Genomic DNA, 22,963 nt, shown 5'->3' with positions numbered 1-22,963 from the left:
CGAGGTCCGCCCCAGATGTCCGACGCCTCCGCCCCCGTCACCGTGATCCGCAGCGCCGCCTGGATCGTCGCCTGGGACGAGGCCAGGGGCCGCCACGTCTATCTGCATGACGGCGACGTCGCCTTTGCCGGCGACCGCATCGTGCAGGTCGGCGGCCGGTATGAAGGCGAGGCCGCGGTCGAGCTCGACGGCCGCGACCGCATGGTCGCCCCGGGCCTGATCAACATCCACTCCCACCCCTCCTCCGAACCGATGAACAAGGGGATGCTGGACGAGCTCGGCTCGAAGCGCCTCTACATGTCCTCGCTCTACGAGTTCATGCCCCTGTTCCGCCCCGACCCCGAGGGGGTGCAGCACTGCGCGCAGGTGGCGCTGTCGGAACTGATGATGTCGGGCGTCACCACGCTCGTCGACCTCTCGGTCCCCTACGAGGGCTGGCTGGACCTGCTGGCGCAGAGCGGGCTTCGCGCCTACGCCGCGCCGATGTACCGCTCCGCCCGCTGGTACACCAGGAACGGCCATGTCACCGAATACGAGTGGGACGAGGCCGCGGGCGAGACGGCGATGGAGGAGGCGATGGCCGTCGTCGAGGCCGCCGTCGCCCATCCCTCGGGCCGCCTTTCGGGCATCGTCTCGCCCTCCCAGATCGACACCTGCACGCCCGAGCTGATCCAGGCTTCCGCCGCCGAAGCGAAGCGGCGCGGCCTGAAGATGACCCTCCACGCGGCCCAGAGCGTGGTGGAGTTCCAGGAGATCACGCGGCGCCACGGCATGACGCCGATCGAGTGGCTCGACAGCCTCGGCGTGCTCGACGACAACCTGATCATCGGCCACGGCATCTTCCTCAACGATCACGCCAACGCCAACTGGCCGATGGCCAACGATTTCGAGACGCTGCAGAAATCCGGCGCGGCGGTGGCCCATTGCCCGACCGTCTTCCAGCGCCGCGGCATCACCATGCGCACGCTGGGCCGCTATCTGCGCGGCGGGATCCCGATGGGGCTGGGGACCGACACCTACCCCCACAACATGCTCGAGGAGATGCGCAACGCGCTGACCAACTCCCGCGTCATGGCCACCAACGTCTATGACATCCGCACCGCCCAGCTGGTCGACATGGCCACGACGGGGGGCGCGAAGATCCTGGGCAACGACCAGATCGGCAAGCTGGCGCCGGGGATGAAGGCCGATCTCTTCACCGTCGACATCCGCCACCGCGCCATGCGCCCGGTGCGCGACCCGCTCTCGTCGCTGGTCTACGTCGCCGCCGAGCGCGCCGTTTCGGACGTCTATGTCGACGGCCGCCAGGTGGTGAAGGACGGCGACTGCGTCGCCTTCGACCTCGACCGTGCGCTCGACGGGCTCGAGGCCGCCCAGCGTCGGGCCGAGGCGATGTTCCGCCAGCTCGATTTCGCCGGCCGCAGCCATGCGCAGGCCGCTCCCTACGTCTACGCCAACGAGGGCGCCGAATGACCGACACCTCCGACGCTCCCCTCCTCGAGGTCCGCGACCTCCAGGTTCATTTCGACACCGAGGCGGGCACCTTCCGCGCGGTCGACGGCGTGTCCTTCTCGGTCCGCCGCGGCGCCACGCTGGGCATCGTGGGCGAGTCCGGCTGCGGCAAGTCCGTGACCAGCCTGGGGATCATGCGCCTGATCGCCCGCCCGCCGGGCCGCTACGCCGGCGGCGAGGTGCTGTTCGAGGGCAAGGACATCCTCAAGATCTCCGAGAACGAGATGCGCAAGCTGCGCGGCGGGCGCATGGGGATGATCTTCCAGGAGCCGATGACCTCCCTGAACCCGGTCTACACGATCGGCGACCAGATCATCGAAAGCCTCCGCGCCCATGGCTGGAAGGACAAGGCCAAGGCCCGCGCCCGCGCGGTCGAGATGCTGGACCTCGTGCGTCTGCCCTCGCCCGAAAGCCGGATCGACGACTTTCCCCACCAGCTTTCGGGCGGGCAGCGCCAGCGGGTGATGATCGCGCTGGCGCTGGCCAACGACCCCGAGCTGCTGATCGCCGACGAGCCGACCACCGCGCTCGACGTCACCATCCAGGCCCAGATCCTCGACCTGATGCGCGACCTGCGCGAGCGCACGGGATCGGCCATCGTGCTGATCACCCACGACCTCGGCGTGGTGGCCGAGACCTGCGACGACGTCGTGGTGATGTATGCCGGCAAGGTGGTCGAGAAGGCGCCGGTCGCCGATCTTTTCGCCTCGGCCCAGCATCCCTACACGCTGGGGCTGATGGCCGCCGTGCCGCGGCTCGACGTGCGGGCCGACCGGCTCGAGACGATCCCCGGCTCGGTGCCCCCGCCCTATCTCCAGCTTCCGGGCTGCCGCTTTGCGGGCCGCTGTCCGCTCGCCACCGACCATTGCCGCGCCGCGCCGCCGCCGCTGAAGGAGATCGGCCCCGGCCGCTCCGTCGCCTGCTGGCGCGCGCCCATCGAGGAGGCCGCCGCATGAGCTCCCCCATTCTCGAGGTCCGCAACCTGACCAAGCACTTCCCGATGAAATCGGGCGTGTTCAAGCGCACCACCGGCGCCGTGCAGGCGGTGACCGACGTGACCTTCTCGGTCGGCGCGGGCGAAACGCTGGCCATCGTGGGCGAGAGCGGCTGCGGCAAGTCCACCACCGGCCGGGCCCTGCTGCGCCTGCTGGAGCCTGACAGCGGCTCGGTGGTGCTCGATGGCGAGGACATCATCGCGCTGCCCCCCGCCCGCCTGCAGGGCGCGCGCCGGCACATGCAGATGGTGTTCCAGGACCCGTTCGGCTCGCTCAACCCGCGCATGACGGTGCGCGAGACGCTGATGGAGCCGATCCTGCTGCACCGCGTCGCCTCGGGCCCCGCGGCCGAGAAGCTGGTGGCCGAGCTGCTCAAGACCGTGGGCCTGAACGCCTACCACGCCGAGCGCTACCCCCATGAGTTCTCGGGCGGCCAGCGCCAGCGCATCTGCATTGCGCGGGCGCTGGCCACGCGGCCCCGGCTGATCGTGTGCGACGAGCCGGTCTCGGCGCTGGACGTGTCGGTGCAGGCCCAGATCGTGAACCTTCTGCAGGATCTGCAGAAGCAGTTCGGAATGGCCTACGTGTTCATCTCCCACGACCTCGCCGTGGTGCGCCATATCGCCAAGCGCGTGGCGGTGATGTACCTCGGCCGCATCGTCGAGGAGGCCCCGGCCGAGGAGATCTTCGCCACCCCCCGCCACCCCTACACCCGCGCACTGATCGAGGCCGCGCCCAAGCCCGTGCCCGGCGCGGCCGAGGGGCGGGAGATGGTGATGGGCGACGCGCCCTCGGCCCTGCGTCCGCCCTCGGGCTGCGCCTTCCACCCGCGCTGTCCGCTCGCCCAGGACATCTGCAAGACCGAGCGGCCGGTGCTGCGCGCCATGCCCTCGGCCTCGGGCCCGGCCGCAGCGGCCTGTCACTTTGCCGAAGCCGTGGCCGCGATGCCGACCGGGGTCGCCCGCCCGACGCCCGAGCTTCTGGCCCGCCGCCTCGCCGTCCTCTCCGACGCCCGCGCCGCCCAGGCGGCGGCCCCGGCCGCCGGCTGAGCCCCGCCCGGGCGACCGCAGCAAGACCCAAGCGCCCCGGGGCATCCCCCGGGGCGCGCGTCGTTTGGGCGGGGGGGCGGCGGTCTCAGGCGACGTCGCGGGCAGGGGGCCTGGGCGCGGCGGCCAGAAGCTCGGCGGTGTAGGGATCGGCGGGGGCGGTCATCACCTGCTCGGTCGGGCCCTGCTCGACGATCTCGCCGGCCTTCATCACCACCACATGGTCGCACAGCAGGCGCACGACGTGCAGGTCGTGGCTGACGAACAGGCAGCTCATCCCCAGCCGCGCCCGCAGGTCCGCCAGCAGGTTCAGCACGATCGCCTGGATCGAGACGTCGAGCGCCGCCGTCGGCTCGTCCAGCACCAGGAACCGCGGGTTCACCGCGATCGCCCGCGCGATCCCCACCCGCGCCTTCTGCCCGCCCGAGAGCTGGTGGGGAAACCGGTCCAGCAGCGGGCGGGGCAGGCCCACCAGATCGGCCAGCTCCTCGATCCGCTCGGCCCGCGCGCGTCCGCGCAGGCCCGCCATGGCGCGCAGCGGCTCGGCGATGGTCTGGCGGGAGGTGTGGCGGGGGTTGAGGCTGTCGGTGGCGTCCTGGAACACCATCTGGATCCTGGCGCGCATCGGATCGCGCGCGAACCCCGCCGCCGGGCGCTTCGCAAGGTCCTCGCCGTCGAAAAGGATCTGGCCCGAGGTCGGATCCAGCAGCCGCACCACCATCGAGGAGGTCGTCGATTTCCCGCAGCCGCTCTCGCCCACCAGGCCCACCGACTGGCCCTCGTTGACCTCGAAGCTGACGCCCTTGACCGCGTGCACGGGGCCCGACTTGCCGGCATAGGTCTTGACGAGGTCGCGCACCGAGAGAAGGGCGGTCTGCGAGATCTTGCGCGCAGGCTCGGGCGTGCGGGCTTCGGCGGGCAGCAGGTCGCGGATCGAGGCGCCCTCGCGCGGCGTCGCGTCCACCAGCTTGCGGGTGTAGGGATGCGCGGGCCGCGCGAACATCGCCGCGGGGTCGCCCGTCTCGACGATGCGGCCGTCCTTCATCACCACGATCCGGTCGCAGTACTGCGCCGCGAGCCCCAGGTCGTGGGTGATCAGGATCGCGCTCATCGCGCGGGCGCGTATCAGGTCGGTCACCAGCTCCATCACCGCCTTCTGGGTGGTGATGTCGAGGCCGGTCGTCGGCTCGTCCATGATCAGCAGCCTTGGGTCGCAGGCGAGCGCAATGGCGCACACGATGCGCTGGCACATGCCGCCCGAAAGCTCGAACGGATAGGCGTCATAGCGCGCGGCGGCGTCGTTGATCCGCACCGCCTCCATCGCGGCGATCGCCTTGGCCCTGGCGTCCTGCGCGTCCGCCCGCGCGTGGCGCTTGAGCACGTCCTCGATCTGGCGGCCCACCTTGCGGATCGGGTTGAGGGCCGAGCGCGGGTTCTGGAAGATCATCGAGATCTCGCGCCCGCGCAGGCCCTGCATCTCCCGCTCGCTCGCGCGGCGCAGGTCGACGCCGCCATAGACCGCCTCGCCGGCCTTGATCCGGCCCCCCGCGTCGAGGATCCGCATCAGCGCGTAGGAGGTGACGGACTTGCCCGAGCCGCTCTCGCCCACGACGCCCAGCACCTCGCCCTCGGCGACCTCGAACGAGACGCCGCGCACGGCGTCCACCTCTCCGCCCCGGGTGCGGAAGGCGACGGCCAGGTCCTTGATCGACAGCATTCTCGGGTCCTCCCCCTCAGGTCCGGCGTCGCGGGTCGACCATGTCGCGCAGCCCGTCGCCCAGCAGGTTGAAGGTGAACACCGCGAACATCAGGCAGAGGCCGGGGAAGATCGCCAGCCACCACTCGCCCGAGACGATGAAGTTCGCGCCCTCGGCCACCATGATCCCCCACTCCGCGGTGGGGGGGCGCACGCCGAGCCCGATGAAGGACAGCCCCGCGGCGTTCAGGATCGCCCAGCCGAGGTTCAGCGACACCTGCACCATCATCGGGGGCAGGGCGTTGGGAAAGATGTGCATCGCCAGCACCCGCACGTCAGTGTTCCCGGCGAGCTTCGCGGCCAGCGCGAACCCCGCCTCGCGGCGGATGTTGACCTCGGCGCGCACGAGGCGGGCGTAGAAGGGCACGTTGATGATCGCGGTGGCGTAGACGATGTTCTCGACCGTGTTGCCGAGCGCGGCCACGATCCCCATCGCCAGCACGAACAGCGGGAAGGCCATGATCGTGTCCATGACCCGGCTCAGCCCCACGTCGAGCCAGCCGCCCCAGTAGCCCGCCGAGGCGCCCAGCACCGAGCCCACGACGAAGCTCAGCGCCACCGCGGCGACCGAGATCAGCAGGTCGAGCCGCGTCGCCACGATCGCGCGGCTGAACACGTCGCGCCCCAGGTTGTCGGTCCCGAACCAGTGCGCCCCCGAGGGCGGCTGCAGCGCGACCGAGGCGTTGGTCGCCACCGGATCGTAGGGAACGAGCGAGGGCCCCAGCACCGCGGCGACCAGCAGCACCGCGAACATCGCGAAGGCCAGCAGCGTGACCGGGTTGTCGCGCAGCACATAGATCACATGGTCCAGCGCGCCCTTGCGCCGGGCGGGCGTCGCGGCCTCGGCCGGGATCTCGGTCATCGCAATCATTTGGAATCGAACCCGATGCGCGGATCGATCATCGAATAGGCCAGATCGATCGCAAGGTTGAGGGCCACGAACAGCAGCGCCATGCACAGCACGAACCCCTGCACGGCGGCGTAGTCCGAGGCGACCAGCGCCTCGACCGCGTAGGAGCCGATGCCCGGCCAGGCGAACACCTTCTCGACCAGCACGTTGGCGCCGAGCGTGAAGCTGAACACCATGCCCAGCGTCGTCACCACCGGCAGCAGCGCATTGCGAAAGGCGTATCCGAACAGGATCCTGCGCCGCGTCAGCCCCGAGGCCCGCGCGGTGCGGATATAGTCCGACGACAGCGCCGAGAGCATCGAGGCCCGCGTCATCCGCGCGATGGGCGCCAGCGTGAACAGCGCCAGCGTCGCGGCCGGCAGGATCAGCTGGCGCAGGGCCGCGAGCCAGGTCTCGCCGTCGCGCGCCAGCGCCGCGTCGATCAGGAAGAACCCGGTGACCTCGGGCGGGTCGAGATAGATGAAATCGAGCCGCCCCAGCGGCGAGGGCGCCCAGCCGGTCAGGTAGTAGAAGACGTAGATCAGCGCCACGCCGGTGAAGAAGGTCGGCAGGCTGACCCCGGCCGTGACCAGCAGCCGGCAGGCGTGGTCCACCCAGCTTCCCGGCCGGGTGGCCGCCAGCACCCCCAGCGGCACGGCGATCCCGCAGCTGACCAGCAGCGCCACCAGCGTCAGCTCCAGCGAGGCCGGAAGGCGGCGCGAGAGCTCCTCGATCACCGGCTGGCCGGTGGTCAGCGACTGGCCCAGGTCGCCCTGGACCAGCTGCCACACATAAAGCCCGAACTGCTCGGGCATCGACCGGTCGAGGCCCAGCTTCACCCGCGTCGCCTCGATCGAGGCGGCGTCGGCCGCGTCTCCGGCGAAATAGGCCGCCGGATCGCCGGGCAGGGCGCGGGTCAGCAGGAAGCTGACCAGCACCACCCCCAGGATCACGGGAAGCGCCTGCGCAAGGCGCGCCAGGACCGCCCGCAGGCGCCGGTTCATCGGCTCAGCCCTTCGCCAGCTTGCGGGCGTCGAGCTCGCGGTGGAACCAGTACTCGTATCCCGTGGCCCCGTTCATCGCGACCGAAAGGGCGGGCTGGAACAGGGGGATGCGGGGCAGGTCCTCGAAGGCGATCTCGAACATCCGCTTCACCTTGGGGGCGTAGTCGGGATGCGCGACGGGCAGGTCCAGGGTCTCGCCGACCAGCCGCTCGATCTCGGGGTTGGCGTAGTTCGAGGAGTTGAACAGGTGGCCCTCCTGATAGGCCCAGAAGAAGTAGTAGCAGGGATAGTTCAGCCAGCCGCCGAAGGTTTCCAGCGCCAGCGGCAGGCGCTTCTCGACCAGGCTCGCGGTGCGCCAGTTGGCGCCGGGGATCTTGTCGATGGTCGAGGTGATGCCGAGCTTGGCGAGCTGCTCCTGGATCAGCAGGGCGGTCGGCTCCATCCAGTCCGCCTGGCCGAGGTCGATCGAGAAGGGCACGTCGAAGCCGTTGGCAAAGCCCGATTTCTCAAGGTGCGCCTTGGCCTTCTCGAGGTCGAACGCATAGGGGCTGGGCTGGGGCCAGTCGATGGTCTCGATCCCCGAGCCGCCCCACATCGGCACGCCGCGGCCGTAGGCGGCGGTCTGGAAGATCTCCTCGTAGGGGATCGCGTAGGCCACCGCCTTGCGCACGTCGGGGTCCTGGAACGGCTCGAACTGGTAGTTCAGCGAGACGACGTAGATCGCGTTCTCGATGGGGGTCGAATAGACCTCGACCGCCCCGTCGAGCTCGCTGGCGTCCTTGTTGGGGATGTTCCACGACATCTGCACGTCCCCGCGCTCGATCAGCGCGCGGCGGGTGGCGGGGCTGGGCACCTCGCGCAGCACCACGCGTTTGGCGCCGGGCAGGGGGCCGCCGGTCCACTTGTCGTTGCGCTCGTAGACGAGCTGCTGGCCGGGGTCCCAGCGCACCACCTTGTAGGCGCCCGAGCCTATGGTGTTCTTGTGGACGTACTCCATCGCCCAGGGGTCGGCGTCGGTGACGTGCTGTTTGGCGAGCGTCGCGTTCAGCACGAAGGGCACCGGCACGGCGAGGTCGGGCAGCGAGAGCTTCGAGGGCTTGTCGAGGGTGACCGTGAAGGTCTCCTCGTCGAGCGCCGCGAACTGGTCGGGGCGCAGCAGGCCGCCGGCGGCCATCTGGGTGGTGGGGAAGCCGCCGACCGAGACGGCGCGGTCGAAGGACCACTTCACGTCCTGCGCCGTCACTTTCGATCCGTCCTGGAACACCGCCTCGGGCTTGAGCTTGAAGGTGATGACCTTGCCGTCCTCGGAGACGCTCCAGCTCTCGGCCAGCTCCGGCACGATGGTGGAATAGTCGTAGGAGAGCGAGCCGTCGGGCAGGGTCTTGGTCCCGAAGCTGACCAGCCGGTCGTAGCAGTTGACCGCCACCTGGTAGGAGGGCCGGTTGGTGCCGGTGCGGTGCAGGTCGAGGCTGTTGATGGTCTGGCCCATCACCACCACGACCGTCTCCTCGCCCGCCGCATGGGCCGGCATGAGCTTCAGGAACGGCAGCGCCGCCGCGCCCAGGGCGACGGTCCCGCCGCCTTTCAGAAAACCTCGCCGGCTCGTGTCCAGGCCCATGTCGCTCTCCTTGTCGGTCGTGGGGGATTCGCGACTTTCTTCCGCGCCGCGTGTCGGGAGAAAGCGTGCGGGCGTGCGGTGATCGCATCCATTGCTATTTCCGCAGTGATCCGCTTCCCTTTTTGCAGCGCTCGGCCCGGGCGCCGGCCCGGCGCGGCCCGCTTGTCAGCGTAGGGAGCGCCCCCACCCCGGAGGTCCTGCCATGCGCCACCTTCAGACCCTGCGCCTGATCGAGGCGGTGGCCCGCGCGGGCTCCATCCGCAAGGCGGCCGAGGACATGGCGATCACCTCGTCCGCCCTGAACCGGCGCATCACCGGGTTCGAGGACGAGTTCGGCTATCCGATCTTCGAGCGTCTTCCCCGCGGCGTCCGCCTGAACCCCGCCGGCGAGCTGCTGATCCAGCACATCCGCGGCCAGGTCTCGGATCTGGAGCGGGTGCGGGGCCAGGTCGCCGACCTGTCGGGGGAGCGGCGCGGCCATGTCTCCATCGCCTGCTCGCAGGCGCTGCAGCCCTATTTCCTGCCCGAGCAGATCTCGGCCTACCGGAGCGGGCATCCGGGCGTCAGCTTTTCGGTCCATGTGCGCGACCGGGCCTCGGCCGAGGAGGATCTGTCGGCCTTCCGCTCCGACCTCGCGCTGGTGGTCGAGCCGGTGTATCTCGCGGAATTCGAGGTGCTGTTTGCGCTGCAGCAGCCGATCCACGCGGTCATGGCGGTCGATCACCCGCTTGCCGCCCAGACCGAGCTGCGCCTGCGCGACTGTCTCGCCGGCCCCCACGTGGCGCCCACCTCGCCCTACGGCGTGCGGCACCTGCTGGAGCTGGCGACGCGGGGCCGCTCGATGCGGCTGAGCCCGTCGATCGAGGCGGATTCGTTCGAGTTCATGCGCCACTACGTGCTGCATGAAGGGGCCATCGGCTTTCAGATTCCCGTCGGCCTGAAGGACGGGCCGGAGGTTGTCTCCCGCCCGGTCTCGGTGCGCGACGTGCCGCCCGCGCACCTGCTGCTGGGCCAGATGCGGGGGCGCACCCTGCCGGTGGCGCCGGCGCGGTTCGCCCACCAGCTGCAGGCGGCGCTCGCCGCGATGGCCGAGGCCGCCGGCCGCCCGGGAGAGCCGTCGCCCTCCTGAGGCCGGGCCCGACTTCGCCCGGGAGGCGCCGGGTCAGGCCCGGCGCCCCGCCTCAGCCCCTGGCGATGGTCAGCGTGGCCGAGGGCAGCCCCTCGATCTCGGTCGCGCAGACGTCGCCCGGCTCCAGCGCGCCGACGCCCGCGGGGGTGCCGGTGTAGATCAGGTCGCCGGCCGAGATCGCGATCGAGCGGCTGAGGAAGGCGATGACGCCGGCCACATCCCAGATCATGTCGGCGAGCCTGGCCTCCTGCTTCGTCTCGCCGTTGACGCTCAGCCGGATCGCGCCCGCGGGCCGGCCCATGTCCTGCGCCCGCACCAGCGGCCCGCACAGCGCCGAGCGGTCGAAGCCCTTGGCGAAATCCCACGGCCGGCGCATGTCCTTGGCCTGGTTCTGCAGATCGCGCCGGGTCAGGTCGTTGCCCGCGGCGTAGCCCCAGACGTGGGACAGGGCCTCGGCCTCGTCGATCTCGAAGCCCGCCTTGCCGATGGCGACCACCAGCTCGCCCTCGAAATGCAGGTTCTGCGTGTCGGGCGGGTAGGGGATCACGGCGCCGTCGTCGATCACCGCGTCGCCCGGCTTGGTGAAGAAGAACGGCGGCTCGCGGTCGGGGTCGTTGCCGAACTCGCGCGCATGGGCGGCGTAGTTGCGCCCCACGCAGAAGATGCGCCGCACCGGAAAACGGGCGGACGAGCCCGCGACGGCGACCGTCGGGGTCGGCGGGGCGGGGAGGACGAGCTCGGTCATGGGGGAGGCTCCCGGGGCAGGTGTCGGCGGCGCGCGCGCGTGCCGGATCGCGCGAAGGGCGACAGGCGGCGCCCGTTCGCGATAGCCTGCGCAACGCCTCAGGGGAAGGAGAGATCGCGTTGGCCGACCGCCCCGCCACAGAGCCCGAAGAGATCCTGCGCGCCGCCGTGGACAGCCCCGGCGAGGGCACGCTGGGCGAGCTCGCGATGCAGGCCGAGCGGGTGCAGGGCGTGCTGGAAAAGCTCGGCGAGGACGAACTGCGCCGCAGCTACGCCACCCTCGCGCGGATCGTCGGGGGCGTCGAGAAGGGCGAGGATCCCGACGCGGGCGGCGCCCCCCTCGCCGCCCTCGCCGCGGTGCTGGGACGGATGGGCCGGCCGGACGGCGCCCCGACCCGGGCCGAGCCGCGCAGCGAGGGCCGGGAGGCGCATGGCGATACGGCGAAGGTCCGCGTGTCGAGGTCCCGGCCCCGCTCGAAACTGGCCGAGAAAACCGCTGCCGATCCCCTCGAGGGCGACGAACCGAGCGACCTGCCGATGGACGACCCTGCGCCGGCCTCGCCGCCCGACCCCCGCGCCGTCCTGCTCGACCGCCCCGACCGCGCCGTGCCCTTGCACGCCCTTGCCGAAACGCCCGCGCTTGAGGGCGAGATGCTGCTGGCGCCGACGCTGTTGCGGCTTCTGCAAGGCGCGGCCGGGTCGCGCGAGGCGCGCCTGATGCCCGCGCCCCATGACGCGCAGGCGCGCGTGGTCGGGGTCACGCCGGCGGCCTTCCTGTCGGCGGCCCTCGCGGAGGGGCGGGACGAGCCCTCGCTCGGCTCGATCACGGGCGCGCTCCGGCGCGAGGCCGAGAAGCTCGGGGCGATCCCCGCCGCGCCGGAGCGCGAAGACGCCCTCGATCCCGCGCGGACCGAAGGGGCCGAGATCCTGGTCGGCCCGGCCCTGCGCGGGATCCTCGCGCAGGCGGCGCAGCTTGCGGCCGAGGTGCGCGGACGCTCGACCGCGCCGGGGCGCAAGTTCGCGCTTGCGGCCCTGATCCTGACGCCTGAGGGCCGCCAGGCCTTCGCCGACCTCGGGATGATCCGCGGCGCGCCGGGGGGTTTCTTCTCAGACCTCGCGCAGTGGCTCTCGGACTGGCTGACGCAGGACGACGCCCGGCACGACCGGGTCGACTGGGCCGCCTGGTTCGCGGCCAACCCCCTCGATCCGCCCGAGGCGCTGGCCGAGGGCCTGGACCTGCGCCTGCCCGCGCGCCTGTCGGTGCCCGACTACGCGGCCGACGACGCGGCGCGGCGGCGCGGGGCGCAGGGCTCGATGCTCGAGGGCGACCGGCTGGGGGTGGCGGCGGACGCGCGGGCGCTCGCCGACCTGGTGTGCCTGCAGGCCGCGCGCCCGCCGCTCGCCATCGGGCTGTTCGGGCCGTGGGGCTCGGGCAAGTCCACCTTCATGCGGATGATCGAGGAGGCCGCCGAGGCCAACCGCGAGACGGCCGCGAGGATGCGCGCGGCCGGCGCCGCCCCGCCCTTCGTCGAGACCATCGCCCACGTCTGGTTCAACGCCTGGCACTACCTCGACGCCAATCTCTGGGCCTCGCTGGTCAGTCACATCTTCCGGGAGCTGCACCGCCTGTCGCGCGGCGCCTCGCCCGAGGAGGCGCGGCGGATGGATTACCTGGTCGAGAAGCTCGCCTCCGCCGCCCAGGCCGAGGCGGCGGCGCGGGAGGGGGTGCGGGCGGCCGACGCCTCGGTCGACGCGGCCGAGAGGCGGGTGGCGGAGGCGGACAGCCGCCTCGACGCGCTCCGCCGCCAGCTGGCCGAGGCGGCGCCCCGCGCGCTGGAAGACCTGCTGGCCGAGGAGACGCGCAGGGGGCTCGCGGCGCTGGAGGGGGCGGGCGTCCCGGGCCCCCTGCGCAGTTTCGAGCAGCTGCGCGACCTGCGGCGGGAGCTTTCGGGGATGGGCGGGCGGCTGCGGCTGCTGGGCTCGGCGATGCTGCGCGGCGGGGCGCGGACCTGGGGGGCGCTGGGCCTCGCGGGGGCGGCGCTGACGGCGGGAGGGCTGGGCGCGGCCTGGCTGGGGCAGGGCGGCGGCGAGGCGACGGGCTGGCTTCGGGCCTTCCTCGCCGAGGCCGCGGGGTGGCTCGGCGTGGCGGGGGCGGTCGCCGCGGCCGTGGCGCCTCACCTCAAGCGCGCCAACGCGGCGCTCGACGCGCTGGCCGCGGCCGAGGAGGAGGCGCGCGCCACCCTCGCCGCCGCCGAGGCCGAACGTCGGCGGCTGGAGGCCGAGCTTGCGGCGCTCGAGGCCGAGCGGCTGCGCGCGCAGGACGACCTCGACGCCCGCCGGCGGGAGCGGCAGCGGCTGGAGGCGATGCGCCGGGGCGAGCAGCCCGCCGAGCTGCTGGCCCAGTTCATCGAGGAGCGCGCCCGCGCCGAGGGCTATCGCAAGCACCTCGGGCTGCTGTCCCAGATCCGCGCGGATTTCGAGCTGATGGCCGATCTGCTGGCCCCGCGCTCGCCGGCTGTGAAGGCGGACGCGGCCCGGCGGATCCAGGCCGACCCCGAGGCGCTGCCCCATATCGAGCGCATCGTCCTCTATATCGACGACCTCGACCGCTGCCGGGACGAGCAGGTGGTCGAGGTGCTCGAGGCGATCCACCTGTTGCTCGCCTTCGACCTGTTCGTGGTGGTGGTGGGCGTGGACGCGCGCTGGGTCGAGGGGGCGCTCTCGCGCTTCTACGCCCAGCAGCTGAGCCCTGGCGAGTCGCACGACGGCCGGCCCAGCGTGGCCGACTACCTCGAGAAGATCTTCCAGATCCCCTTCCGCCTGCGCCCGATGGAGATCGGGGAGGGCGGCGGCTACGCCCGCCTCGTCGCCGAGATCGTGGGCCCCGTGCAGGAGACCGATGAGGGGGAGCCGGACCTGCCGGCCGAGGCGAGCGACAGGGCCTCGTCGTCCGAGGCGCCGCGCGACCCCGCCGGCCCGCCGCCCCTGCCGGCCATCGACCTCTCGTCCGTCTGGCCGGCGCAGGAGACGCCCGCGCAGGTGCTCGAGCGGGTGACCCTGACCCGCCCCGAGCTGGATGCGATCCAGGCGCTGGGCCCGCTGGTCGGCCGCTCGCCCCGCACCGCCAAGCGGTTCGTGAACCTCTACCGGCTGCTGCGCTCGCGGCGGCGGGGGGAGGCGCTGGAGGCGTTCCTGGAGGGGCGCGAGGGCCACGCGGCGCCGTTCCGCGGCGCGCTGTTCTGGCTGGCGCTGGAGACCGGCCTCGACACGCGGCAGGCCGCGCTTCTGGGCGAGGCGCTGGGCGGCGACTTCGTCCGGAGCTGGCGCGAGTTGATCGACGCGCAGCAACCTGCGCTGCACCGGATCCTGGACGACGCAGGGCTCCCTGAAGATGCGCGCAACGCGATCGAGCGCCGCAAGGCCTTCTGGGACTCGATCGACGGCGTCGAGCGTCTTGCCGTCCTGACCGACGGCTTCGAGACACTGGACGCTGTCTGGCCCGACGACCGCGCCGCCCTCGTCGCCGAGGCCTCGCGCTATTCCTTCCGCTTTGGCCCGAGCCTCTGAGGGCGTTGGGCCGGGCAGCTCTGGCCGCTCGGCGGCCCTCGCGGCCCTGTGAGCGATCCTTCCCCGACGTCGCCGTCGCCCTCGTCGCTTCGGACGATCCGCGACGGTTTCCGCTTCCTTAATCGTTCAACTAACCGGCGCCCTCAATGCGTCGCACGGGAGGAAACATTGACGTCGTTGCTCGACCTGCTCGACAGGACGGGGCTGTGGCTGTCGCGCATCGGCGCGGCGGGCACGGTGCTCGCCCTCGTCGCGATGATGCTGCACATCTGCGCCGACACGCTCGCGCGGTGGCTGTTCCATAGCCCCTTCACCGGAACGCTCGAGATCGTCGAGAACTACTACATGACTTCGGTCGTGTTCCTCGCGCTGGCGCTCGTCCAGCGCGCGCGCGAGCACATCAAGGTCGAGATCTTCGCCAAGTTCTTCCCGCCCCGGATGATGCGGATCACCGACCTGATCGCCTCGACGCTGACCGCGGTGTTCTGTTGCGGCTTCGCCGTCGCCGCGATCCAGGAGACCGCCCGCCAGACCGAGAAGGGCGCGTTTCGCGACGTGATCTTCTTCGACATGCCGATCTGGCCCTCCTACTGGATCATGGCCTTCGGCGGCGTGCTGATCGCGCTGGCCACCGCCACCAGCCTGCTCTCGGACCTGCTGCGTCCCGAGCGCGACGACCCCCACGAGAATCCCGAGGCCTTCCTGTGAGCGACTCGATCCAGATCGTCCTGACCGCGCTGGCCGCGCTGCTCGTGCTGTTCGCCATCCGCGTGCCGATCGCGGTGGCGCTGGGGATCGTGTCGTTCCTCGGCATCGCCTATGTGCGCGGCTTCGGCGCCGCCTGGGGCGCGCTGAAGACCGCGCCCTACGAGTTCGGCGCCCACTGGTCGCTGTCGGCCGTGCCGATGTTCCTGCTGATGGGGGCCGCGGCCTTCCGGGGCGGGCTGACCTCGTCGCTGTTCGAGGCGATGCGGGTCTGGTTCGGGCGCCTGCCCGGCGGGCTCGCGATTGCGACCAACATGGCCTCGGCGGTGTTCGCGGCGGCCTCGGGGTCCTCGGTCGCCTCCTCGGCCGCGATGGCGCGCATCGCGGTGCCCGAGATGCTGAAGTCGAACTACAGCCCGGCGCTGGCGACCGGCGTGGTCGCGGCCTCGGGCACGCTGGGGGCGCTGATCCCGCCCTCGATCATCTTCGTGATCTACGGCTGGTACACCCAGACCTCGATCGGCACGCTGCTGATCGCGGGCATCATCCCGGGGCTGCTGACCGCCGGCTGCTATGCGCTGCTGGTGCTGGGCATCGCGCTCTGGAAGCCCGAGATGGCGCCGCGGGACACGCGGATCTCCTCCTTCGGGGAGAAGATGCGGGTGCTGGGCACGATCTGGCCGGTGCCGGTGCTGATCGTGGCGGTGATCGGCTCGATCTACTCGGGCGTGGCGACGGCCACCGAGGCGGCGGCGCTGGGCGCGGTCTCGGCGATCGTGCTGTGCGCGATCCGCGGCACCCTGACCCGGCAGAGCCTGCGCGAGATGATCGGCGACACCGTCGGGGCGCTGGGCTCGATCTTCTTCATCGCGCTGGGCGCCTCGCTGCTGACCCGGTTCCTCGCGCTGTCGGGCTTCCCGACGTACATGATGGTGATGGCCCAGGGCGCCGAGCTTTCGCCCCTGATGATCATCATGGCGCTGGTGGTGGTCTACCTGATCCTGGGCGCCTTCCTCGACCCGATCGGCATCATGCTGGTGACGCTCCCGATCCTGCTGCCGCTGTTCCGCGCGGCCGACCTCGACATGATCTGGATGGGCGTGATCGTGGTGAAGATGATCGAGATCGGCATGTTGACGCCGCCCGTGGGATTGAACGTCTTCGTGGTCAAGGCGGCGCTGGGCGAACGCGTGGCGCTGGGCACGATCTTCAAGGGCGTGTCGTGGTTCCTGATGGCCGAGATCGTGATCATGACCCTGATCATCGCCTTCCCGCAGCTGACCCTGTGGCTTCCCGAACTGATGTCCCGCTGAGGCGGGACGTCCAAGACCAACAAGGGCGGCCGCGCTGCGCCGCCCGCACCCGGACGCTTCTGTCCCAGACGACTAGGAGGAAACTCATGTCCAGAACGACCCTGGCCTCGACCGCCGCGGCGCTTGCGCTGACCACCGCCGCCGCCGCCCCGGCCCTTGCGACCGATCTCGCCTACGCCACCCACATCCCCTCGACCAACGTCACCGTCGACCTGGCGCTGCAGCCCTGGGCCGACCGCCTCGAGGAGAAGGCCGGGCTGAACGTCAACTTCTTCTGGGGCGGCACCGTGGCCAAGCACGGCGCGATCCCCTCGGCGATGCGCGACGGGCTGGCCGACATGGGCTTCATGGCCGACCTCTACGGCGCGCAGGACCTGCCGAACTCGGTGCTGGTCACCAACATGCCGCTGGTCAACCTCGACCCGATCGTGATGACCGCGGTCGCGGCCGAAGCCCGGATGATCGGTTGCGAGGGCTGCGAGGAAGAGCTCGAGGAGTTCGACGCCTTCAACTACAACGTCTTCTCGCTGCCCTCCCAGTACCTGATGTGCCGGGAGCCTGTGACCTCGCTCGCCGAGCTCGAGGGCAAGAAGGTCCGCGTCACGGGCGTTCTGGGCCGGATGCTGGCCAAGTGGGGCGCGGTGCCCGTCGCCATGCCCGTCACCGACGGCTACGAGGCGCTCGAGCGCGGCCAGGTCGACTGCACCACCGGCATCATGACCTTCATCCAGGACTACTCGTGGTGGGATTCCACCAAGTACGTGCTGGACATGCCGCTCGGCGTCTTCGCGGGCGTGCTGACGATGATGTCCCAGAGCAAGTTCGACAGCCTCTCGGAGGAGGAGCAGTCCGCCCTCCTGTCCGAGCGCGCGCGCATGGCCGGCGAGAGCGCCTTCGCCTACTCCGACAAGAGCGCCGAGGCGCGCGAGCTCGCGATCTCCGAGCATGGCGTGACCTTCGTCGACCCGGCCGAGGACATCCAGGCCGCGCTTGAGGAGGCCCGCTTGGCCGAGCGGGAGGAGAACCTCGAGCAGTCGCAGAAGCTCGGCGCCACGGACCCCGAGGCGCGCATCGCCAACGTCGCGGCGCTCGCCGAGAAGTGGCAGGCGATCTTCGACGAGACGAACGGCGACAAGGCGGCGTTCATCGAGGCGATGGAGCGCGAGATCTACTCGAAGGTCCAGCCCTGAGCGATCGCGCCTGAACGGCCCTGACCCCGCTTCCGGTCGGGGCCCGGGGGCCCCGGCCTGACGGCGCGCCGCGCGCGCCCGACGGTCCGGCCCTTCCCGCGGCGCCGGGTCCTCCCACCCGCCGCCGCGGCTGACGACCCTGGCCCTGCGCGCGCCTCGACGCTGGACGTCGGCGCGCGCGCAGGGCAGCTTCGCCTCCCCGGATTCGATCCGCGCCGACGCATTCCGCCTTGGCGCGGGCGGTCCGCCGGATCCCCGGTCGGAGGCGAGCCCCCTTGTCCCGCGTCTACATCGGCGGAAAATTGCGACCTCCTTCGATCACGTCGGACCACCTGTCGCGCCGGCGGCTGGCGGAGCGTTTTCTCGCTGCCCCCGGAGCCCGGCTGACGGTGCTGCGCGCGCCCTCGGGCTTTGGCAAGACCATGCTGATGGCCGAGTGCCGCGAGGCGCTGGCCACCCAGGGGCTGCGCACCGCGTGGCTGGCGCTCGACCCCGCCGACAACGACGCCTCGCGGTTTTCGGCAGGGCTGATCGGGGCGCTGGCCGAGCTGGGGATCGAGCCGCCCGAAGGCGGCGAGCGCGGGGCCGAGGGCTGGCTGGCGCTGCTCGACCGGCTGGCGCGGCACCCGTCCGCCTTCGCGCTCTTCCTCGACGATTTCGAGTTCGTGGCCGACGACGCCGTGCTCTCGCTGGTGCGCGAGCTGATCCAGGCCTTTCCGCCGGGGGGCGCGGCTTGTGGTGGGTTCGCGCACGCCGCCCGACCTGGGGCTCGGCCGCCTGCGCGCCCAGGGCCTGTTGCAGGAGTTCGACGCCGGCGACCTGCGCTTTTCAGGTCCCGAGACGGCCGAGTTCCTGACCCGCGCCCGCGGCCTGCGCCTGGCGGCCGGGGATCTCGCCCGCCTGCAGGACAAGACCGAGGGCTGGCCCGCCGCCGTGCGCCTCGCCTCGATCGCGCTCGAGCGGCAGGGCGAGGGCTCGGATTTCGTGGCCCGCTTCTCGGGTTCGGACGAGGCGGTGGCCGAGTATCTGGCCGAGGACGTGCTCGCCGCCCAGCCGGCCGAGCGGGTGCGCTTCCTGCTGCGGACCTCGATCCTGCGCCGTCTGGACCCGGAGCTGTGCGACGCGCTGCACCCGCCCGGCGGCTCGGCGGCGATCCTCGACGCGCTGGCGGCGGGCAACGTGCTGCTGACGCCCGACGACGGGGCCTATCGCTATCACTCTCTGTTCGCCTCGTTCCTGCGCGCCCAGCTCCGCCGCCGGATGCCCGAGGAGACGCCCGAGCTGCACCGCGCCGCCGCGCGCTGGTATCTGGGCGCCGGGCGTCCGGCGCCCGCCATAGATCACGCGATCGAAGGCGGCGACATGGCCTTTGCCGCCGATCTCCTGGCGCTCCACGCGCGCGGATTCCTCGAGCAGGGGCGCATGCGCCTGCTTTCGCGCTGGTTCGACGCGCTCGACGCCCGCGCCTTCGAGGGACGGCCCGAGCTGCATCTGATCCGCGCCTGGGCGATGTGCTTCAACCGCGGGCCCCAGGCCACGGCCGAGCTGCTGGACGCGACCGGCGTCGAGGACAACCCGCGCGAGGAGATCGCCGCCGAGGCCCGCGCCGTGCGCATCCTGGTGCTGAGCATCGCCGACGACTACCCCGCCGCCGCCGCGCTGGCCCGGCAGGCGATGGACGGCCCGCGGCTGGAAAGCCGCTATGCCGCGGCCTCGCTCGCAAATTCCCTGGCCACGGTGTTTCTCGGCGTGGGGGCCTTCGACGACGCCCGCCGCGCCCTGCTCGAGGCGCGGCGAGAGGTTGGCGGGGCCGCGGACCAGTCGGGGTTCAATGCGCTGTTCGCCGACGCGACCGAGGGGATCATCGACTGGCTCGAGGGGCGGATCCGCGACGCCGGCGCCCGCTTTCGCCTGGCGCTGGCGGCCGGGCGCGACGACCCGCTCAGCCGCAACGGGGGCAACGCCTGGGCCGCCCTCCTGCACGCCACCGCGCTCTATGAGCGGGACGACCTGCGGCGGGCCACGCATCTGTTCCACCTGCATCTGCCGACGGCGCGCGACCTCGGGCTGGTCGATCACACGATCATCGGCCACGTCATGCTCTCGCGCATCGCCGACCGCGACGGCGACGCCGAGACCGCCATGGGGCTGCTGGGGGAGCTCGAACATCTGGCCGAGCGGCGGGCCCTGCCGCGGGTCGCCGCCTCGGCCCGGCTGGAGCGGGCGCGCCAGCTGATGGGCCGCGGTCACCTTGACGCGGCGCGCGAGCAACTCGCCCGGGCCGACGACGCCGAGGTCTGGGCCCGCATGGCCACCCTGCGCCTGCGCGCCAACGATCTGGAATACCCCGAGGTCGGCCGCGTGCGCCTGGCCCTGCACGAGGGCCGCGGGCCCGAGGCCCTGCCGATCCTGCGCCGGGAGATCGCGACCGCCGCCGCTTCGGGCCGCCACCGCCGCGCCCTGCACCTGCGCCTGCTGGCCGGCGCCGCGCACCATGCGGCGGGCGACTACGAGACCGCCGCCTCCTGGCTCGAGCGTCCGCTCGCCGACGCCGCTCGCGAAGGCGTCATGCGCCTGATCCTCGACGAGGGCGAGCCGCTGGCCGAGGCGATCCGCGCCGTGGCCCAGCGCCACGCCCTGCAGGGCGCCGGCGCCGCCGCGCGCGACCCGCATTTCCGCGCCTGGCTCGAGGATCTGACCGCGGCCATGGCCCCTCCGCGCCGGGCCGGGGCCGAGGCCCGGGGCGAGACCCTGCTGACAGCCCCCATCGAGGCCCTGACCCGCAAGGAGCGCGAGGTCCTGCGTCTGCTCGCCGAGGGGCTGCCCAACGCCACGATCGCGGCCCGGCTGGGCGTCTCCGACAGCACGGTGCGCACGCATCTGCGCGCGATCAACTCCAAGCTCGACGCGCGCAACCGCACCCAGGCGGTGGCCGTGGCCCGACGGATGGGCGTGCTGGCCTGAGGCGGGGCGGCCCCCGCCGATCCGTGTGCGCGGGAGGCCCCGGGGCTTGACCCGGGGCCTCCCGCGCAACGCCCGCCGCCGCGCGTCGCGGGATCTCGGGCGGCGCCTCAGCCGGGTTTCTGCGGCAGCACCAGCACCGCCCGGAAGTCGTTGACGTTGGTCAGCGTCGGTCCGGTCCTGACCAGGTCGCCCAGCGCCTCGAACAGGCTGTAGCTGTCGTGCCCGTCCAGCATCGCGCGGGGATCGAGCCCCGCCTCCCGCGCGCGCGCCAGCGTTCCGGGGCCGACGAGCGCGCCGGCCGCGTCCTCGGTCCCGTCGATGCCGTCGGTGTCGCCCGCAAGCGCATGGATGCCCGCGCGGCCCCCCAGCGCCACGGCGAGCGCCAGCAGGAACTCGGTGTTGCGCCCGCCGCGGCCGGGGGGCGTGTCGCCGATGGTCACGGTCGTCTCGCCGCCCGAGAGCAGGACCGCCGGCGCCGGGGCAGGGGTCGCGTGGACGGCGACGGACCGCGCAATGCCGGCCATCAGGATCCCGGCCTCGCGCGCCTCGCCCTCCAGCGCGTCGCCCAGCAGGACCGGGGCGAGGCCGGCGGCGCGGGCGACCTCGGCCGCGGCCTGCAGCGAGGCCTGGGGCGTGGCGATCAGGCGGTAGTCGGGGAAGAACGCCTCCTGGCGCTCGCCCGGCGCCTCCAGCAGGCGGCGGGCGGCCTCGGGCAGGTCGGGGCCGAGGCGCGCGATCAGGCGCGAGAGGTCCTCGGCGGCCGTGGGATCGGGGACCGTGGGGCCCGAGGCGATGGCCTCGGGATCGTCGCCGGGCACGTCGGAGATCGCCAGCGTCACCAGCCGCGCCGCGCCGGCCGCGCGGGCGAGCCCGCCGCCCTTCACCCGGCTCAGCCGGCGGCGCACCCGGTTCATGTCGTCGATGGCGAGCCCCGACTTCAGCAGCAGCCGGTTGACCGCGATCTTCTCGTCGAGCGTCAGCGGATCCCGCGGCAGGGTCATCAGCGCCGAGCCGCCCCCCGAGATCAGCGCCAGCACCAGGTCGTCCGGGCCTGCGGAGGCCGCCGCCGCCATGATTTCCCGCGCCGCGGCCTCGCCCGCGGCGTCGGGAGTGGGGTGGGCGGCCTCGCGCACCGCGATGCGCTGGGTGGGCACGGCGTGACCGTAGCGGGTGACCACCACGCCCGAGAGGTCCACGTCGGGCCAGGCGTCCTCGACCGCGCGGGCCATGGCGGCGGCGGACTTTCCGGCGCCGACCACGATGCAGCGGCCGACGGGCCTCGAAGGCAGGAACCGCGCCAGCACCTGCGCGGGGTCGGCGGCGGCGACGGCGGCGTCGAACATCGCGCGCAGCAGGGCTTCGGGCTCACGCATCGCTCAGCCCAGCGCGTCAGCGATGGCCTTGCCGCAGGTCTGGGTGTCCGCCTCGCCGCCGAGATCGCGGGTGCGCAGGGCCGGCTCGGCCAGCACCCGCTCGATCGCGGCCACGATCTCTGCCGCGGCCTCCGCATGGCCCAGGTGGTCGAGCATCATCGCCCCCGCCCAGATCTGCCCCACCGGGTTCGCGATCCCCTGACCGGCGATGTCGGGGGCGGAGCCGTGCACCGGCTCGAACAGCGAGGGGAACAGCCCCTCGGGGTTGATGTTGCCCGAGGGCGCGATGCCGATGGTCCCGGTGCAGGCGGGCCCGAGGTCCGAGAGGATGTCGCCGAAGAGGTTCGAGGCGACCACCACGTCGAACCGGTCCGGGCTCAGCACGAAGCGCGCGGCCAGGATGTCGATGTGCTGCTTGTCCCAGGTCACGTCGGGGTAGTGGTCGGCCATCGCCTCCACCCGCTCGTCCCACCAGGGCATGGTGATGGCGATGCCGTTGGACTTGGTGGCCGAGGTCAGGGTCTTGCGGGGGCGGCGGCTCGCCAGTTCGAAGGCGTAGCGCAGGACCCGGTCGACTCCGACGCGGGTCATCACCGTCTCCTGCATGACGATCTCGCGCTCGGTCCCCTCGAACATGCGGCCGCCGACGGAGGAGTATTCCCCCTCCGTGTTCTCGCGCACGATCCACATGTCGATGTCGCCGGGGCCGCGGCCGGCGAGCGGGCTCGGCACGCCGGGCATCAGCCGGGCCGGGCGCAGGTTGATGTACTGGTCGAACTGGCGGCGGAACTGCAGCAGCGAGCCCCACAGCGAGATGTGGTCGGGCACGGTGTCGGGCCAGCCCACCGCGCCGAAGAACAGCGCGTCGGCGCCCTCGAGCCGGGCCTTCCAGTCGTCGGGCATCATCTGCCCGTGTCTGGCGTAGTGATCGCAGGAGGCGAAGTCATGCTCCTGGAAGGCGAGGTCGAGGTCGTGGCGCTTGGCGACCGCCTCCAGCACGCGCAGCCCCTCGGGGACCACTTCCTTGCCGATGCCGTCGCCGGGGATCACGGCGATCTTCATGCGGTTGTCCATGGCGTGTGCGTCCCTTCGGTTTCCTGCGCGATCGGCGCGAGGATGCGCCGGGGCGCGGCGGCGCGTCCAGAGGGGCGCATGAGA

Annotated in this window: 16 protein-coding genes; 9 read left to right on the top strand and 7 right to left on the bottom strand. The window is 72.2% G+C overall.

From position 1 onward, the window contains the following. Positions 1-15 precede the first annotated feature (15 nt). From AAC134_RS11355 to AAC134_RS11345, 3 genes are read left to right on the top strand one after another with little or no spacing between them, the layout of a single operon-like run. A complete protein-coding gene (locus AAC134_RS11355; protein WP_339949207.1) occupies positions 16-1,473 on the top strand; it encodes an amidohydrolase family protein in 1,458 nt (485 codons plus the stop codon). Beyond that, positions 1,470-2,468 carry an ABC transporter ATP-binding protein gene (locus tag AAC134_RS11350; RefSeq protein WP_339949206.1) on the top strand — a complete coding sequence of 333 codons (999 nt, stop codon included), beginning with the start codon at positions 1,470-1,472 and terminating at the stop codon, positions 2,466-2,468. Before AAC134_RS11355 ends, AAC134_RS11350 begins: the two co-directional genes overlap by 4 nt. After that, positions 2,465-3,556, top strand: a complete 1,092-nt coding sequence (locus AAC134_RS11345; protein ID WP_339949205.1) for an oligopeptide/dipeptide ABC transporter ATP-binding protein — start codon at positions 2,465-2,467, stop codon at positions 3,554-3,556. Before AAC134_RS11350 ends, AAC134_RS11345 begins: the two co-directional genes overlap by 4 nt. 85 nt (positions 3,557-3,641) lie before the next feature. On the opposite strand, the gene AAC134_RS11340 is transcribed toward AAC134_RS11345, so the two are convergent. The 4 genes from AAC134_RS11340 to AAC134_RS11325 are packed head-to-tail and all read right to left on the bottom strand — an operon-like array spanning position 3,642 to position 8,820. Further along, positions 3,642-5,270, bottom strand: coding sequence for an ABC transporter ATP-binding protein (locus tag AAC134_RS11340; RefSeq protein WP_339949204.1), 1,629 nt, complete (start codon positions 5,268-5,270; stop codon positions 3,642-3,644). 16 nt (positions 5,271-5,286) lie between these two features. Further along, entirely contained in the window at positions 5,287-6,171 is an 885-nt protein-coding gene (locus AAC134_RS11335; protein WP_339949203.1) for an ABC transporter permease, read from the bottom strand. Between the two features lie 5 nt (positions 6,172-6,176). Further along, positions 6,177-7,202 carry an ABC transporter permease gene (locus tag AAC134_RS11330; protein ID WP_339949202.1) on the bottom strand — a complete coding sequence of 342 codons (1,026 nt, stop codon included), beginning with the start codon at positions 7,200-7,202 and terminating at the stop codon, positions 6,177-6,179. A gap of 4 nt (positions 7,203-7,206) precedes the next feature. After that, complete coding sequence (locus tag AAC134_RS11325; RefSeq protein WP_339949201.1) at positions 7,207-8,820, bottom strand: ABC transporter substrate-binding protein; 1,614 nt, start codon at positions 8,818-8,820, stop codon at positions 7,207-7,209. A 202-nt stretch (positions 8,821-9,022) separates the two neighbouring features. On the opposite strand from AAC134_RS11325, the gene AAC134_RS11320 reads away from it, so the two are divergent. Then, the gene (locus tag AAC134_RS11320; RefSeq protein ID WP_339949200.1) at positions 9,023-9,949 is read left to right on the top strand and encodes a LysR family transcriptional regulator; all 927 of its coding nucleotides are present in this window, start codon (positions 9,023-9,025) and stop codon (positions 9,947-9,949) included. A gap of 52 nt (positions 9,950-10,001) precedes the next feature. On the opposite strand, the gene AAC134_RS11315 is transcribed toward AAC134_RS11320, so the two are convergent. Next, complete coding sequence (locus tag AAC134_RS11315; protein ID WP_339949199.1) at positions 10,002-10,694, bottom strand: fumarylacetoacetate hydrolase family protein; 693 nt, start codon at positions 10,692-10,694, stop codon at positions 10,002-10,004. Positions 10,695-10,813: 119 nt separating this feature from the next. Here AAC134_RS11315 and AAC134_RS11310 point away from each other — a divergent pair, with 119 nt between their 5' ends. From AAC134_RS11310 to AAC134_RS11290, 5 genes are all read left to right on the top strand, one after another. Continuing rightward, on the top strand, positions 10,814-14,260 hold the full coding sequence (locus tag AAC134_RS11310) for a P-loop NTPase fold protein (protein ID WP_339949198.1): 3,447 nt from the start codon (positions 10,814-10,816) through the stop codon (positions 14,258-14,260). Positions 14,261-14,428: 168 nt separating this feature from the next. After that, positions 14,429-14,968, top strand: coding sequence for a TRAP transporter small permease (locus AAC134_RS11305; protein ID WP_339949197.1), 540 nt, complete (start codon positions 14,429-14,431; stop codon positions 14,966-14,968). Beyond that, positions 14,965-16,278 carry a TRAP transporter large permease subunit gene (locus AAC134_RS11300; protein WP_339949196.1) on the top strand — a complete coding sequence of 438 codons (1,314 nt, stop codon included), beginning with the start codon at positions 14,965-14,967 and terminating at the stop codon, positions 16,276-16,278. The genes AAC134_RS11305 and AAC134_RS11300 overlap by 4 nt, the downstream gene beginning before the upstream one ends. A gap of 86 nt (positions 16,279-16,364) precedes the next feature. Beyond that, the gene (dctP, locus tag AAC134_RS11295; RefSeq protein ID WP_339949195.1) at positions 16,365-17,468 is read left to right on the top strand and encodes a TRAP transporter substrate-binding protein DctP; all 1,104 of its coding nucleotides are present in this window, start codon (positions 16,365-16,367) and stop codon (positions 17,466-17,468) included. 738 nt (positions 17,469-18,206) lie between these two features. After that, positions 18,207-20,432: a LuxR C-terminal-related transcriptional regulator gene (locus tag AAC134_RS11290; RefSeq protein WP_339949194.1), complete on the top strand. Its 2,226-nt coding sequence runs from the start codon at positions 18,207-18,209 to the stop codon at positions 20,430-20,432. 107 nt (positions 20,433-20,539) lie between these two features. On the opposite strand, the gene AAC134_RS11285 is transcribed toward AAC134_RS11290, so the two are convergent. Both AAC134_RS11285 and AAC134_RS11280 read right to left on the bottom strand, forming a co-directional pair. Then, a complete protein-coding gene (locus AAC134_RS11285) occupies positions 20,540-21,805 on the bottom strand; it encodes a glycerate kinase (RefSeq protein WP_339949193.1) in 1,266 nt (421 codons plus the stop codon). 3 nt (positions 21,806-21,808) lie between these two features. Continuing rightward, positions 21,809-22,879, bottom strand: coding sequence for a tartrate dehydrogenase (locus tag AAC134_RS11280; RefSeq protein ID WP_339949192.1), 1,071 nt, complete (start codon positions 22,877-22,879; stop codon positions 21,809-21,811). Positions 22,880-22,963 lie beyond the last annotated feature (84 nt).

The organism is uncultured Albimonas sp., assembly GCF_963977235.1.
Classification (GTDB): Bacteria; Pseudomonadota; Alphaproteobacteria; order Rhodobacterales; family Rhodobacteraceae; genus Albimonas.
Note: the sequence above shows the minus strand (reverse complement) of the source record. Positions and strands in the feature narration are given on the sequence as shown.